Raw genomic sequence first — 14,406 nt, 5'->3', positions numbered from 1 at the left:
GTTACAGGATCGGTGAAATCAGCCGTGCGATGCGCATCCCCAGTTGTTGCAGGCGGTGCGTGTCACGGCTGTCCTCGGCGGTGATCTCGCGGGCCTGCTCGAAATCGCGCTCAAGCATCTGCTCGACCTGATCGGCGAAGGCACGGTCCACGGTCAGCAGGGTGATCTCGAAATTCAGGCGGAACGAGCGGTTGTCCAAATTGGCGCTGCCGATGGCGCTGATCTCATCGTCCACCAGCACCACCTTCTGGTGCAGGAAGCCCGGTTGATACCTGAACATGCGCACCCCGGCGCGGACCGCCTCGAAGGCGAACAGGCTGGAGGCGGCGTAGACGATACGGTGATCAGGGCGTGACGGGATCAGGATGCGCACATCCACGCCGCGCAGCACCGCCAGGCGCAGGGCGGCGAAGATGGCCTCGTCGGGGATGAAGTAGGGGCTGGTGATCCAGACCCGGCGGGTTGCCGAATGAATCGCCTCGAGGAAGAACAGCGCGCAGGTTTCCTGCGGGTCGGCCGGGCCGCTGGCCAGGGCCTGGCACAGCACGCCGTCCTCGGGGTAGGTGTCTGGCAGGATCAACGGTGGTAGCTGGCGCGTGGCCCAGTACCAGTCCTCGGCGAACGACTCCTGCAGACAGGCCAGCACCGGACCGCTGACCTGCACATGGGTGTCGCGCCATGGCGAGAGCTTCGGATGCGCACCAAGGTATTCGTCACCGACGTTATGCCCGCCCAGGAACCCGAGCAGGCCATCGACCACCACGATCTTGCGGTGGTTGCGGAAGTTGACTTGAAAGCGATTGAACAAGCCCCGGCGCGTGGCGAAGGCCTGGATCTGTACACCACCATCGCGTAGCGCTTGGCTGTAGCTGGCCGGCAGGGCATGGCTGCCGACCCGGTCATACAGCACGAACACCCGCACGCCTTCGGCGGCCTTGCTCAGCAGCAGCTGTTGCAGCTCTCGGCCCAGGGCGTCGTCGTGGATGATGAAAAACTGCACCAGCACGGCATCGCGCGCGGCGCGGATTGCCGAGAAGATTGCATCGAAGGTGGCCTCGCCATCGATCAGCAACTTCACTTCGTTGTTGGCCAGGCACGGCATCCGCCCCAGCTTGGGCATCGCGCGCAGGGCCGCGTAGCTGTCTGACTCACGGGCGGTGAGCGCTTCCTCCACCCAGGGACGCCAGTTCAGGTTGGCCATGGCCACGTGCATTTCCTGGTTGGCCTGGCGCCGCGCCTGGATGTAGGCATAGAAGGAGCGGGCTCCGAATACCAGGTAGGGGATCAGGGTGAGGTAGGGAATGAACAGCAAGGACATGGCCCAGGCGATCGCACCCTGGGCGGTGCGCACGGTGAACACCGCGTGTAGCGCGGCGGCGATGCCGAGCAGATGAATCAGGCCGAGCACGTAACCGAAGAAGTAGGGGCTGTGGTAATCCATACGCATCCTGCTTGCCGAGAGCACTGCCGCTAACAGATCACGTTCCAGGGGTCGCCTGCAACCCGCAGGCGATTTTGGCGTCTAAGGGCTAGTCCGGCCAGAGCCGGTATTTTTTGGAGTTTTGACCCATGAAGATTCGCCTGCCACTGATTGCCCTGCTGCTCGGCCTGGGTAGCCCGCTGGTTCACGCGCAGATGTTGCAACCCGGTCTGTGGGAGCTGACCACCAGCAACATGCAGGTCGATGGCAAGCCATTGCCGGACATGGCGTTCATGCTGGGGCAATTGAAGAACTTGCCACCTGAGCAACGGGCGATGATGGAGGGCGCCTTGGCCAAGCAGGGCATCACCGTGGGCGGCAAGGGCGTGCGCTCGTGCCTGACGCCGGAGCAGGTCAAGACCGACGACATTCCGCTGCAAGACCCGCAGTCGGGATGCACGCAGAAAATCACCGAGCGCACTGGCAATGTCTGGAAATTCCAGTTCAGCTGCCCGAAGGCTCAAGGTCAGGGGCAGGCCACCTTCCTCAGCGACCGTGAATTCCTGACCAAGGTCAACGGCACCTTCAATGCCTCCGGGGTGCAGCAGCAGGGCAGCATGGATACCCGGGCCGTGTGGCTGGGCAACGATTGTGGAACCGTCAAACCCCGCAGTTGATCGCTCAACCGCGGGTCGGCCAATGGTGACGACTCTCCGCTACCGCGTCGTGGGCATGCAGGCTCTCTGCATGTTCCACGCGCACGTTGAATCCCGCCACCCAGTCCAGTCGATGCAAGGCCTGATGCAGGCGCCGCGCGGCATCCTCGCAGAACATCAGGTTCTGACCATTGGCCAGGGCGAAGGCTTGTTCATCGGCACGTTTCACCGCAGTCTGCACCGCCGTTCCCAAGGCCGCCTCGGCCGCGTCGATCAGTTCGCCCAGCCGGATGTCGCCATCTGCAAGGCGCACTCGCAACTTCGCTAGGCTGCGCTGGCTATGCGGTGTGGCGACAATACCAGCGCTACTGCCGAGCCATTGGCGAACCTCGTCACGGGTCAGCGGCTTATCGGCAAAGTCCTTGTCGAACTGCCCCTGGATCAGCTGCCGGGCCAGCGCGGCCGAGCAAGGGCAGGTCGAGGAGTAGGGGATATGCACCGATAGTTCCACGTGGAACATTTCATTTTCCAGCCTGGCATCCAGGCTTACCGGGTAGCGCTTCCAGCCCGCCAAGGGGCTGATCAGCGCCGGGCGCTTGAGCAGGTGATCGAACGTCAGGCGCAGGTAGGCCCTGGTCGACAGTTCGGCATGGCTGGCCAGGAACTGGCCCAGCGTGTCATGCAGCAGTTGGAGGCTCAGCGTTTGTTGCTCGAACGTCTCCAGCGCCAGGTACAGCCGCGACATATGAATCCCCCGCGAGGTGCCGTCGTCGAGACTCACACCGGCATCGGCGTAGGCGGCCACGTTGCGGCCCTCGATCAGCAACGGCAGGGCGATGCCGCACATGCCGACCCAGTCCAGCGGCAGGGTTTGTTGGTTGCCCTGGGCGGCGATGTCGGGAAGGGTAAGGCTGGTCATGGCGACCTCCTGTGGCTGGCTCACTGGCAGCCGCCGATGAGGCTGCAGTGCAGATTGAAGCGTGCGCCGCTGGAACTGGAAACGCGGTTGCGGGTGGTCCAGCCGATACGTTGGCTGTAGCCGACCCAGGCCTCGCCATCGCTGGCCAATCCGGTGAAGAAGGTCAGGGCGCCATAGCGGCTGTTGGTTTGTGCCCAAAGGCGCTTACTCGCCACTTCATAGCCACGCAGATAGAAGGTGCTGCCTTCGGTGCGCACGCTGTAGTAGTTGCCCTTGCTGTCCTGGCACGCGAGCAGGGTTGCACTGCGGGTGCACAACGCCAGGTCGTTGCGTGGCATGGCAATGAGCGGTGTGGGGATTACGAGCAACAGCAAGGCGACGATGCCAGCTAGTTTCATGACACTCTCCAGTCGACCGTTCGGCAACACGGCTTGGCGAAATTGTATTGTTATAATATAACATTATGCAATGCATCACTTCGAATGCGCCCGCCCGATGAGGTCCATCATGCCCAACCGTCTTCCTGTCACCGTACTGTCCGGCTTCCTCGGCGCCGGCAAGAGCACGCTGCTCAACCATGTGCTGCGCAACCGCGACAATTTGCGTGTCGCGGTGATCGTCAACGACATGAGCGAAATCAACATCGATGCCAGCGAGGTGCAGCGCAATGTCAGCCTCAACCGTGCGGAAGAAAAACTGGTGGAGATGAGCAACGGCTGCATTTGCTGCACCCTGCGCGAAGACCTGCTGGAAGAAGTCGCGCGCTTGGCCGAGGAAGGCCGGTTCGACTACCTGCTGATCGAGTCGACCGGCATCTCCGAACCCTTGCCGGTGGCCGAGACTTTTACCTTCCGTGACGAGCAGGGCCGCAGCCTCAGTGACATGGCTCGGCTGGACACCATGGTCACGGTGGTCGATGGTCTCAATTTCCTGCGCGACTACCAGGCCGCCGAAAGCCTCGCCAGCCGTGGCGAGACCTTGGGTGAGGCGGATGAACGCTCGATCAGCGATCTGCTGATCGAGCAGGTCGAGTTTGCCGATGTGCTGCTGCTGAGCAAGATCGACCTGATCAGCCAGGCTGAGCGCGACGAGCTGCTTGCCATCTTGCGCAGCCTCAACGCCCGCGCGCAGATCGTGCCGATGGTGATGGGCCAGGTGGCGCTGTCGCGGATCCTCGACACCGGGTTGTTCGATTTCGACCAGGCGGCCCAGGCGCCAGGCTGGTTGCAGGAGCTGCGCGGCGAGCACGTGCCCGAAACCGAGGAATATGGCATCGCCGCGACCACCTGGCAGGCCCGCCGTCCCTTCCATCCGCAGCGTTTCTTTGATTTTGTCCACAGACCCTGGAGCAACGGTCGGCTGCTGCGCTCCAAGGGTTTTTTCTGGCTGGCCAGCAAGTTCCAGGAGGCCGGCAGCTGGTCCCAGGCCGGCGGCATGATGCGCCATGGCTTGGCCGGGCGCTGGTGGCGGTTCGTGCCGCGCGAGCAATGGCCGCAGGATGAAGAGAATACCGCGGCGATCCTCAAGCAGTGGACGGTGGAGGCCGGCGATTGCCGGCAGGAGTTGGTATTCATTGGCCAGAACATCGATTTTGCGCAGTTATCCACAGAGCTGGAGGCATGCTTGCTGACCGATGAGGAAATGGAGCTGGGGCCGATGGGCTGGCTGCGCCTGGCTGACCCATTCGGAGCCTGGCACGAGGACGCGGCGGCATGAGCCCTGTGGATATCCGCCAGGTGTTCGCCGATTCGCCGCGGGTGCTGACTGAGATCCTGGCGGATGACGTCAACCTTGCGATCTGGCGGCGGCGCCTGCCGGCCCAGGTGGAGGACTTTGCCGGGCTGGTGCTGGGTCTGGGCTCGCTATTGGCCGACGAGCGGGTGGTTGAGGTGGACGAGCACCAGGCGCCGGTGCTGCCCGGGCTGCTCAGGGAGGCGTCGGACCTTCATGGCTACGAGGGGTTCGTTGCCGATGTGGTGTGGTTGGTCGAAGCCTTCACCTGCCTGCTGGGCGCGCGACGCATAGGCTTGCGTTTGCGCGTGCTGGAGGGGGCGATGTGCCCGCGCTTTCACGTGGATCACGTGCCGCTGCGGCTGCTGACTACCTATGCCGGGGCCGGTAGCGAGTGGTTGGAAGAGGGGCGGCTGGATCGCGCGCGATTGCAGGTCGAGCACGCGCCTGTGGATAACATCCGTCGGCTTTCAGCGGGAGAGGTGGCGGTGCTCAAGGGGGAGAAATGGTTGGGCAACGAGGGGCGGGGTCTTATCCACAGGTCGCCGCTGACGCCTGCCGGCGAGCGACGGCTGTTGCTCAGCCTGGATTGGCTGGCGTGAGGCGCATCGCTGCTTCGAACCCGACGCAGGCACGTTAGACTGACGCCAACCTCACCGCCGATATCGAGCCATGCTTCGAAACATCCCCACCCATGTGATCGCAGGCCCTTTGGGCGCCGGCAAGACCAGCCTGGTGCGCCACCTGCTCGGCCAGCGCCCGGCCAACGAGCGTTGGGCCGTGCTGGTCAACGAGTTCGGCCAGATCGGCCTGGATGCCGCGCTGCTCAGCCGTGACGACGCGGGCATCGCCATTGGCGAGGTGGCAGGCGGCTGCCTGTGCTGCGTCAATGGCGCGCCATTTCAGGTCGGCCTGACGCGCCTGTTGCGCAAGGCCCGCCCGGACCGCCTGATTATCGAGCCGTCCGGCCTCGGTCACCCACTGCAACTGCTGGAGCAACTGCGTCAGGTGCCATGGACCGGAGTGCTGGCGGTACAGCCGTTGCTGATGGTGCTGGATGGCGCGGCGCTGGCGCGTGGAGAGGTTGTGCCGCTCGCCCAGCAGCAGGCATTGGAGCGCGCGACGCTGCTGGTTATCAACAAGGCGGATACCCTGGATGAACAACAGCGCTTGTTGATAACTTCCCGGCTGCCCGATGTTCCGGCGATCTGGACCGAGTACGGCGCGCTTTCTCTCGCGGATTTACCGGCGTCGATGGCTGGACCTTCAACAGCGCCGGCCACCCTGCCTGTGGACAAGGGCACGACACCGTTACCTGCCTTGTGGACAGATCCGCGTCAGCCAATCTGCCTTTCGCAACAGGGTGACGGTGGCTGGAGCGTTGGCTGGCGCTGGCATCCCAGCCAACGCTTCGATGCCGCGGCACTGGGCAGCATGCTTGAGCAATGGCCGTGGCGCCGGGCCAAAGGGGTTATCCACAGCACCGAGGGGTGGCTGTCGTTCAATGGCCTGGAGAGGGCAGCGCTGGACTGGCGGACCAGCGAATGGCGCAAAGACTCGCGCATCGAGCTGATCTTTGCCCAGCCACAGCCTTTGCCGGCCTTGCAGGCCGCGATCGAGGCCTGTCGGCGGGAGGGGTGATCAGTTGCGCCAGCGGTTATGTTCCTGGCGCCACTGCTGCATTTCGATGACATTGTCGGTGCGGGGCGGTGTCTTGATCTCGAAGGGGTAGGGCGCCAGTTCGATCTGCAGGGTATGGGCACCGAACTGGGTGACGGTGCCGGGGTGGCGCTGTTCGCCGGTAACGGTGAACTCGAAGTTGTAGATGCGCGCCAGGCGCTTGCGGCCGTTGGCGTCGCGAACAAAGCCGATGCGCTTGAGCGCCACGGCGTCGTCGAGCAGTTCCAGGTCGAGCTTGGCGCAGTGCTGCTTGACCCGCGCCAGGGCCTTTTCGCGCAGCCCGTGGTTGTGCCACAGCCAGGCGCCCGCAGTCGCCAGCAGCAGCAGGACGAAGAGGTTTTCCAGGGTCAGCATTTGCGTAAGCTCCAGACAGGTCGATCCAGCTTAACTGCGTCTCTGGCCTGTCGTACAGATGGCAATCGGGTTCATACTGCGGGCCGCACACTTATTCACACTGTTTCGGAATTGTCCTGCATGAAACGTACGCCGCACTTGCTCGCCATTCAGTCCCATGTGGTCTTCGGACACGCCGGCAACAGCGCCGCTGTGTTTCCCATGCAGCGGGTCGGGGTCAATGTCTGGCCGCTCAATACCGTGCAGTTCTCCAACCACACTCAGTATGGACAGTGGGCCGGGGAAGTGCTTGCCCCGGCGCAAATTCCAGCGTTGGTGGAAGGCATTTCCAACATTGGCGAGCTGGGCCACTGCGATGCGGTGCTGTCGGGCTACCTGGGTAGCGCTGAGCAAGGCCGGGCGATCCTGGCTGGTGTCGAGCGGATCAAGGCAGTGAACCCCAAGGCCCTGTACCTGTGCGACCCGGTCATGGGGCATGCCGAGAAAGGCTGCATCGTGCCGGCCGAGGTCAGTACGTTTCTACTCGAAGAGGCGGTGGCCAGGGCCGACATACTCTGCCCCAACCAGCTCGAGCTGGACAGCTTCTGTGGTCGGCGTGCCGAGTCCCTCGAAGACTGCGTGGGCATGGCCCGTGGCTTGCTGGCGCGTGGGCCGCGCGTGGTGCTGGTCAAGCACCTGAACTACCCAGGACGCGACGCCGACGCCTTCGAAATGCTGCTGGTGACGCGCGAGGAGAGCTGGCACCTGCGCCGGCCGCTGCTGGCCTTCCCACGCCAGCCAGTCGGAGTGGGCGACCTGACCTCGGGGTTGTTCCTGGCCCGGTTGCTGCTGGGAGACAGCGATGTACAGGCGTTCGAGTTCGCGGCGGCAGCGGTGCACGAAGTGCTGCTGGAAACCCAAGCCTGCGCCAGCTACGAACTGCAACTGGTGCGGGCCCAGGATCGCATTGCCCATCCGCGCGTGCGCTTCGAGGCGCAGCGAATCCCGCAGGTGTAACGCATGACCTGAGTCCGCGCGATCCCTGTGGGTTTCTCGCCAGCTAGGCTGGCCCTACGGGAAGAGCAACAAGCCAGGGTCAGATCGAATCGGCCTTGAGGTTCTGGTAGCGCTGCTCCAGCTCCTGGCGAATCTGACGGCGTTGCTGGCCCTGGAGAAAACGACGCTTCTCTTCGCTGCTCTGTGGCTGGCGTGGCGGCACTTTTACCGGGCGGCGGTCGTCGTCCACCGCGACCATGGTGAAGAAGCAGCTGTTGGAATGGCGCACCGAGCGTTCGCGAATGTTCTCGGTGACCACCTTGATGCCCACTTCCATCGAGGTGTTGCCGGTGTAGTTGACCGAGGCCAGGAAGGTGACCAGTTCACCGACATGCACCGGTTCGCGGAAGATCACCTGGTCCACCGACAGGGTCACCACGTAGGTGCCGGCGTAACGGCTGGCGCAGGCATAGGCGACCTCGTCGAGGTACTTGAGCAGCGTGCCGCCGTGTACGTTGCCAGAGAAGTTGGCCATGTCCGGTGTCATCAGGACGGTCATGGTCAGCTGGGCGTTTCCAGGTTCCATAGAGAGCTCACGGTGAATTTGCACTGAATCGGGGCGGGTATCTGCTGACACTTCTGTTCCCCTCTTTGAGGTTTCCCATCCTGGTACGGGACGTCGGCTGACGCTCCATCGTCACGCTGATCTTGCCATCGGCGGTGCCGAATATGCCGATCTGTTTCTACTTATTGCATTAGCAATTTGTAGCAAGGCGCGATGTTAACCTGACGGGGCCCACGCAATGTGGGCTTTGTGCGTCTATCACGACAGTATGTGCCTGCTCCGCGCCCCGGGCCTTTCCAGGGGAGGAACGGTTCGCCCCCTGCACCCAATACAAGGAGTACCACGCCATGCATGCCATCAGCTTCATCCAGGATCTGGCGGTGATCATGCTGGTCGCCGGGGTGGTCACCATCCTCTTTCACCGGCTCAAGCAACCGGTGGTGCTGGGCTACATCGTCGCCGGCTTCATCATCGGCCCGCATACGCCGCCGTTCGGCCTGATCCACGACGAAGACACCATCAAGACCCTCGCCGAACTGGGGGTGATCTTCCTGATGTTCTGCCTGGGCCTGGAATTCAGCCTGCGCAAGCTGTTCAAGGTCGGCGCCACGGCGTTCATCGCCGCCTTCCTGGAAATCGTCCTGATGATCTGGATCGGCTTCGAGATCGGTCGCTGGTTCGGCTGGAATACCATGGACTCGCTGTTTCTCGGCGCGATCCTGGCGATCTCCTCGACCACCATCATCGTCAAGGCGCTCAATGACCTGAAGATGAAGAACGAGCGCTTCGCCCAGCTGATCTTCGGTGTACTGATCGTCGAGGACATTCTTGGCATCGGCATCATCGCCCTGCTCTCGGGCATCGCCGTCAGCGGCACGGTGAGTTCCGGCGAGGTGTTCTCGACAGTGGGCAAGCTGTCGCTGTTCATGATCGTCGCGCTGGTCGTCGGCATTCTGCTGGTGCCGCGGCTACTGGCCTACGTGGCCAAGTTCGAAAGCAACGAGATGCTGCTGATCACCGTGCTGGGGCTGTGCTTCGGTTTCTGCCTGCTGGTGGTCAAGCTGGAGTACAGCATGGTGCTGGGCGCCTTCCTGATCGGCGCGATCATGGCCGAATCGCGGCAGCTGCTGAAGATCGAGCGCCTGATCGAACCGGTGCGCGACTTGTTCAGCGCGATCTTCTTCGTCGCCATTGGCCTGATGATCGATCCGTCGATCCTGCTCGAATATGCCTGGCCGATCGTGGTGATCACCCTGGCGGTTGTACTGGGCAAGATGCTGTCGTGTGGCATGGGCGCGTTCATCGCCGGCAATGATGGGCGCACGTCGCTGCGAGTGGGCATGGGCCTTTCGCAGATTGGCGAGTTCTCTTTCATCATCGCCGCCCTGGGCATGACCTTGCAGGTTACCAGTGACTTCCTCTATCCAGTGGCGGTGGCGGTATCGGCCATCACTACCTTGCTCACGCCTTACCTGATCCGCGCCGCAGATCCGCTGTCGCTGAAGCTGGGCAAGGTGGTGCCCAGTCGCCTGGCACGGGTGCTATCGCTGTATGGCGAGTGGTTGCGCAGCATCCAGCCCCAGGGCGAAGGCGCCATGCTGGCGGCGATGATCCGGCGCATTTTGCTGCAGGTGGGGGTCAACCTGGCGCTGGTCATTGCGATCTTCTTCAGTGGTGGCTACTTCGCCGGACGTATCGGCACCTGGCTCAGCGAGTGGGTCGGTGATGTTGGCCAACAGAAGGCATTGATCTGGGGCGCCGCCTTGCTGCTGTCGCTGCCGTTCCTGATCGCGGCCTATCGCAAGCTCAAGGCGCTGTCGATGCTGCTGGCGGAGATGGGGGTCAAGCCGGAGATGGCCGGGCGGCACACCCAGCGGGTGCGGCGGGTGATTGCCGAGGTGATTCCGCTGCTGTCGCTGCTGGTGATCTTCCTGCTGCTGTCGGCCTTGTCGGCGAGCATCCTGCCGACCAGCGAGCTGTTGCTGATCATCGCGGTGGTGGCGGCGGTGGTGGTGGCTGTACTGTGGCGCTGGCTGATTCGTGTGCATACACGTATGCAGGTGGCCTTGCTGGAAACCCTGGAAAACAATCGCGAGCCGCATTGAGCGGGAATCGCTTTCTGCGCGAGTTTTCACCGTCGTCCGAGGGGATGGAGCGGTAGCGATGTCGCCAGGCGCAGAAAGCCTGGCGATATTAGGCGCTTTAATGGCTATAAGCCATTATTTTTCCTGTGTTTATTCTGCCCATGACATGCCATTACACAGGCGCGCAAGGGTCAGCTTTCCAGCCAGACATCCCGCGCCCAATGCCACACCGATTCCCAGCTTTCCTCGGTGACGATCTCCTCTTCGCCGGACCACAGCACCACGGTGCCGTCTTCTTCCACGCAGTAGTAGTCGTCGCCGTCCTGGCAGATCGGGATCAGGTCGCGGGGCACGCCGGAATCCCAGGCGTTGGCCGCCACTTCCGGCAGGTAGGTGTGGGACTGCGGATCGGTGACGGTCACCGGCTCCAGGCTGCCGTATACCACGTCGCTGACGGTCAGCAGATATTCCTTGAACACGAAGGGGATGTTGATGAACAGCTGTTCCTCGATCTCCACCAGTTGATCTTCGTCCGGCAGTTCCAGCGGCACCGGCACCGGCTCGTTGGCTTCACGGAGTTGTTCGATCACTTCTTCCACGGTTCACATCCTCTGACCTTATGACAACGCTGCGCGTTATACCCTAGTAGGCCGCTCTGGCAAAAGCAAAAACCCCGGGACAGGCCCGGGGTTTTTTGTGCAACGTGCGGCGGTTAACCGTTTTGGCGGATACCGGCCAGCAGCCACGGCTGGTTTTCGCCATGGGCGCGAACCATGTGCCAGCTTTCGCTGAACACTTCGCCCTGGTCGAAGCGCGAGGTCTTCGACACGCCACGGAAGGTCAGGGTGGCGTCGGTTTGGTCGGCGCGCTCGTCGACGCCATCCAGTTGCACATCGAGGTCGTCGATGTAGGTGGACTGGAAGCCTTCACCTTGCTCAGCGCGTTCGCGCTTGAGGAAGTCGAGCATCTGCGGGGTGACGAACTCGGCGATCTTGTCCATCTCGTTGGCGTCCCAGTGCTGCTGCAGCGACTGGAAGTGCGAACGGGCGGCGGCCAGGAAGCTGGCTTCGTTGAACCAGGCCGGGGCGTTGATCACCGGCGCGGCAGCCGGTGCGGCGGAGCCACCGAAGATCGATTGCGGTGCGGCCTGCGGTTGCGCTTCGCGCTGGTACGGGGCGTGGCCGGCGGCAGCGTGTTGCGGCTGCTGCTGGCGACGGCGCGCGGCGATGAAGCGGAAGACCAGGAAGGCGATCAGGCCCATGATCAGGAAGTCGAGGATCTGCATGCCCTGGAAGCCGTCGCCCATGAACATGGAGGCCAGCAGGCCACCGGCGGCGATGCCGGCCAATGGGCCCAGCCAGCGCGAAGCACCGCTGGCGGCGGCCGGTGCGCGGCCTGGCGCGGTCGGCGCGGCAGCAGGCGTGGTCGGGGTGGCCTGGCGGGTCTGGTGGATTGGCGCGGAGCCCGAGCTCTTGCCGCCACCGAAGCGCTTGGCGTTGGCGTCGAGGCTCAGCGTCAGGCCGACGCAGAGCGCCAGAGCGATGCTAAGAAAACGTTGCATAAATGGGGATTCCCGTTTGTGTGGATTGCACGCGCGTCATGGTGCACATGAACTGTCAGACATAGCCAGCGACAAGATGTTTCGAGCTTTTGCCTGATCGTAAGGATGGTCAGGGTCGTGTGGCAGCGGGTTTACCCGCGAAGAAGGCGACGCGGCGTCTGGCACGGGCTCCGCCCGTGTTCGCGGGTAAACTCGCTCCCACAGGGGCCGCAAGGCCTGTGGGAGCGGCAGTCATATAGCTTCCAGCTTGGCGTAACCAAGCATCAGCCACTTGCTACCCTCGGAGAAGTTCACCTGCACCCGCGCCTGGGCGCCGGAGCCTTCGAAGTTGAGGATCACGCCTTCGCCGAACACCGCATGCTGCACCCGCTGGCCCAGGCTGAAGGCGGTCTGCGGGATGCTGGCATTGGCGAACAGGCTGCTGGCGGGCGTCTTGGCGCCGCCGAACGGGCGGCTGACGGTATTCGACAGGCGTACTTCCTGCACCAGCCCGGCCGGGATTTCGCGGACGAAACGCGACACCTTGTTGTAGGTCTCGCTGCCATACAGGCGGCGGGTTTCGGCATAGGTCATGACCAGCTGGCGCATGGCCCGGGTGATGCCGACATAGGCCAGGCGGCGTTCTTCCTCGAGGCGGCCGGGTTCTTCCAGGCTCATCTTGTGCGGGAATAGCCCTTCCTCCATGCCCACCAGGAATACGTAGGGGAATTCCAGGCCCTTGGCACTGTGCAGGGTCATCAGCTGGATGCTGTCTTCGTGCTCGTCGGCCTGGGTGTCGCCGGCCTCCAGCGACGCGTGGCCGAGGAAGGCCGACAGCGGCGACAGGTCGCCGTCTTCGTCGCTGCTCTCGAAGTTGCGCGCGGCGCTGACCAGTTCCTCAAGGTTCTCCACCCGGGCCTGGCCTTTCTCGCCCTTTTCTTCCTGGTGATAGATGATCAGCCCGGACTGCTCGATGACGGTCTGGGTCATCAGGTGCAGCGGCATGTCCAGGACCTTGGCGGCCAGGTTCTCGAGCAGTTCGATGAACGCGCCCAGGGCGCTGGCGGCACGGCCCTTCAGGGCCTTGGCGGCGAGTAGCTGGCACATTGCGTCCCACATCGACAGCTGACCGTGGCGGGCGTGTTCGCGGATCGCCTCGACGGTCTTCTCGCCGATGCCGCGCGGCGGCACGTTGATCACCCGCTCCAGCGCCGCGTCATTGCCGCGGCCTTCGAGCAGGCGCAGGTAGGCCATGGCGTTCTTGATCTCGGCGCGTTCGAAGAAGCGCTGGCCGCCATAGATGCGGTAGGGCACGCGCTCGCGCAGCAGGGCTTCTTCCAGCACCCGCGACTGGGCGTTGGAGCGGTACAGGATGGCGATTTCATTGCGCGCACTACCCTGCTTGATGATGCTCTCGATGGTCTCGACCACGTAGCGCGCTTCGTCGTGCTCGTTGTAGGCGGCGTACAGCGTGATCGGCTCGCCTTCGCCCATGTCGGTCCACAGCTCCTTGCCCAGACGCCCGCTGTTGTTGGCGATCAAGGCGTTGGCGGCCTTGAGGATGCCGCCGGTGGAGCGGTAGTTCTGCTCCAGGCGGATCAGCTCGGCGTCGGGGAAGTCGGCGGTGTACTGGTGGATGTTCTCGATTTTCGCGCCGCGCCAGCCGTAGATCGACTGGTCGTCGTCGCCCACCGCCATCAGGCTGTCGCCGCCGGAGGCGAGCAGGCGCAGCCAGGCGTACTGCACGGCGTTGGTGTCCTGGAACTCATCCACCAGGATATGCCGGAAGCGGCGCTGGTAATGGCGCAGCAGGTCTGGCTGGTCGCGCCAAAGGTCGAGGGCGCGCAGCAGCAGCTCGGAGAAGTCGATGACCCCGGCGCGGTCGCAGGCCTGCTCATAGGCCACATAGATGTCGCGCATGGTGGCCAGGAACAGGTCGCCGCTGGCCTGGATGTGCCGTGGGCGCAGGCCTTCGTCCTTCTGCCCGTTGATGAACCACTGCACCTGGCGCGCTGGCCACTTCTGCTCGTCCAGGCCCATCTCGCGGATCACTCGCTTGATCAGGCGCTGCTGGTCGTCGCTGTCGAGGATCTGGAAGTTCTGCGCCAACCCCGCTTCCTGCCAGTGCGCGCGCAGCAAGCGGTGCGCCAGGCCGTGGAAGGTGCCTACCCACATGCCGGCCGGGTTGATACCCAGCAGTTGCTCGATACGCTGGCGCATTTCCGCCGCGGCCTTGTTGGTGAAGGTCACCGACAGGATCGAATGCGGCGAGGCCTGTTCGACCTGGATCAGCCAGGCGATACGGTGCACCAGTACCCGGGTCTTGCCCGAGCCGGCGCCGGCCAATACCAGTTGGCGCCCCAGCGAGGCGGCTACGGCCTGGCGTTGGGCGTCGTTGAGGGAGTTCAGCAGGAGGGAGAGGTCATCATTGTGCATCCGGGCATTCTATGGCCGCGCGCAGGCAGGGGCAAACGCCTGCGGC

Annotated in this window: 14 protein-coding genes; 6 read left to right on the top strand and 8 right to left on the bottom strand. The window is 63.6% G+C overall.

Annotated features, from left to right (window positions below; translation table 11 throughout):
* Window position 1: 1 nt before the first annotated feature.
* On the bottom strand, window positions 2–1,441 hold the full coding sequence (gene cls / locus HU772_RS24745; protein WP_186652908.1) for a cardiolipin synthase: 1,440 nt from the start codon (window positions 1,439–1,441) through the stop codon (window positions 2–4).
* Between the two features lie 128 nt (window positions 1,442–1,569).
* Here cls and HU772_RS24740 point away from each other — a divergent pair, with 128 nt between their 5' ends.
* On the top strand, window positions 1,570–2,097 hold the full coding sequence (locus HU772_RS24740; RefSeq protein WP_186652909.1) for a DUF3617 domain-containing protein: 528 nt from the start codon (window positions 1,570–1,572) through the stop codon (window positions 2,095–2,097).
* 4 nt (window positions 2,098–2,101) lie between these two features.
* On the opposite strand, the gene folE2 is transcribed toward HU772_RS24740, so the two are convergent.
* Together folE2 and HU772_RS24730 are read right to left on the bottom strand one after the other, a co-directional pair.
* Window positions 2,102–2,995 carry a GTP cyclohydrolase FolE2 gene (gene folE2 / locus HU772_RS24735; protein WP_186652912.1) on the bottom strand — a complete coding sequence of 298 codons (894 nt, stop codon included), beginning with the start codon at window positions 2,993–2,995 and terminating at the stop codon, window positions 2,102–2,104.
* A gap of 20 nt (window positions 2,996–3,015) precedes the next feature.
* Window positions 3,016–3,393 (bottom strand): glutamine synthetase, encoded by a 378-nt coding sequence (locus tag HU772_RS24730; RefSeq protein ID WP_186652913.1) that lies wholly within the window; start codon window positions 3,391–3,393, stop codon window positions 3,016–3,018.
* A 109-nt stretch (window positions 3,394–3,502) separates the two neighbouring features.
* Between HU772_RS24730 and zigA the strand changes: the two genes are divergently transcribed.
* The 3 genes from zigA (at window position 3,503) to HU772_RS24715 (ending at window position 6,367) form a co-directional block, all read left to right on the top strand.
* The gene (gene zigA, locus HU772_RS24725) at window positions 3,503–4,711 is read left to right on the top strand and encodes a zinc metallochaperone GTPase ZigA (protein ID WP_186652915.1); all 1,209 of its coding nucleotides are present in this window, start codon (window positions 3,503–3,505) and stop codon (window positions 4,709–4,711) included.
* Entirely contained in the window at window positions 4,708–5,328 is a 621-nt protein-coding gene (locus HU772_RS24720) for a DUF1826 domain-containing protein (RefSeq protein WP_186652917.1), read from the top strand. The genes zigA and HU772_RS24720 overlap by 4 nt, the downstream gene beginning before the upstream one ends.
* A 70-nt stretch (window positions 5,329–5,398) precedes the next feature.
* Window positions 5,399–6,367, top strand: a complete 969-nt coding sequence (locus HU772_RS24715) for a CobW family GTP-binding protein (protein ID WP_186652919.1) — start codon at window positions 5,399–5,401, stop codon at window positions 6,365–6,367.
* Here HU772_RS24715 and HU772_RS24710 read toward each other — a convergent pair whose 3' ends face one another.
* A complete protein-coding gene (locus HU772_RS24710) occupies window positions 6,368–6,760 on the bottom strand; it encodes a DUF3301 domain-containing protein (protein WP_186652921.1) in 393 nt (130 codons plus the stop codon).
* A 120-nt stretch (window positions 6,761–6,880) separates the two neighbouring features.
* Here HU772_RS24710 and pdxY point away from each other — a divergent pair, with 120 nt between their 5' ends.
* Window positions 6,881–7,756 carry a pyridoxal kinase PdxY gene (pdxY, locus tag HU772_RS24705; protein ID WP_186652922.1) on the top strand — a complete coding sequence of 292 codons (876 nt, stop codon included), beginning with the start codon at window positions 6,881–6,883 and terminating at the stop codon, window positions 7,754–7,756.
* A gap of 79 nt (window positions 7,757–7,835) precedes the next feature.
* Here the strand turns inward: pdxY and HU772_RS24700 are convergent, their stop codons facing one another.
* Window positions 7,836–8,321 carry an acyl-CoA thioesterase gene (locus HU772_RS24700; protein WP_050707577.1) on the bottom strand — a complete coding sequence of 162 codons (486 nt, stop codon included), beginning with the start codon at window positions 8,319–8,321 and terminating at the stop codon, window positions 7,836–7,838.
* Window positions 8,322–8,647: 326 nt separating this feature from the next.
* Here HU772_RS24700 and HU772_RS24695 point away from each other — a divergent pair, with 326 nt between their 5' ends.
* Entirely contained in the window at window positions 8,648–10,405 is a 1,758-nt protein-coding gene (locus HU772_RS24695; protein ID WP_186652924.1) for a cation:proton antiporter, read from the top strand.
* 170 nt (window positions 10,406–10,575) lie between these two features.
* Here the strand turns inward: HU772_RS24695 and HU772_RS24690 are convergent, their stop codons facing one another.
* From HU772_RS24690 to uvrD, 3 genes are all read right to left on the bottom strand, one after another.
* On the bottom strand, window positions 10,576–10,983 hold the full coding sequence (locus tag HU772_RS24690; protein ID WP_186652926.1) for an SMI1/KNR4 family protein: 408 nt from the start codon (window positions 10,981–10,983) through the stop codon (window positions 10,576–10,578).
* A gap of 113 nt (window positions 10,984–11,096) precedes the next feature.
* Complete coding sequence (locus tag HU772_RS24685) at window positions 11,097–11,945, bottom strand: Tim44 domain-containing protein (RefSeq protein ID WP_186652933.1); 849 nt, start codon at window positions 11,943–11,945, stop codon at window positions 11,097–11,099.
* A 231-nt stretch (window positions 11,946–12,176) separates the two neighbouring features.
* On the bottom strand, window positions 12,177–14,360 hold the full coding sequence (uvrD, locus tag HU772_RS24680) for a DNA helicase II (RefSeq protein WP_186652935.1): 2,184 nt from the start codon (window positions 14,358–14,360) through the stop codon (window positions 12,177–12,179).
* Between the last annotated feature and the right edge of the window lie 46 nt (window positions 14,361–14,406).

The organism is Pseudomonas xantholysinigenes (assembly GCF_014268885.2).
GTDB lineage: Bacteria > Pseudomonadota > Gammaproteobacteria > Pseudomonadales > Pseudomonadaceae > Aquipseudomonas > Aquipseudomonas xantholysinigenes.
This window is presented reverse-complemented; position numbering and strand designations above follow the sequence as displayed.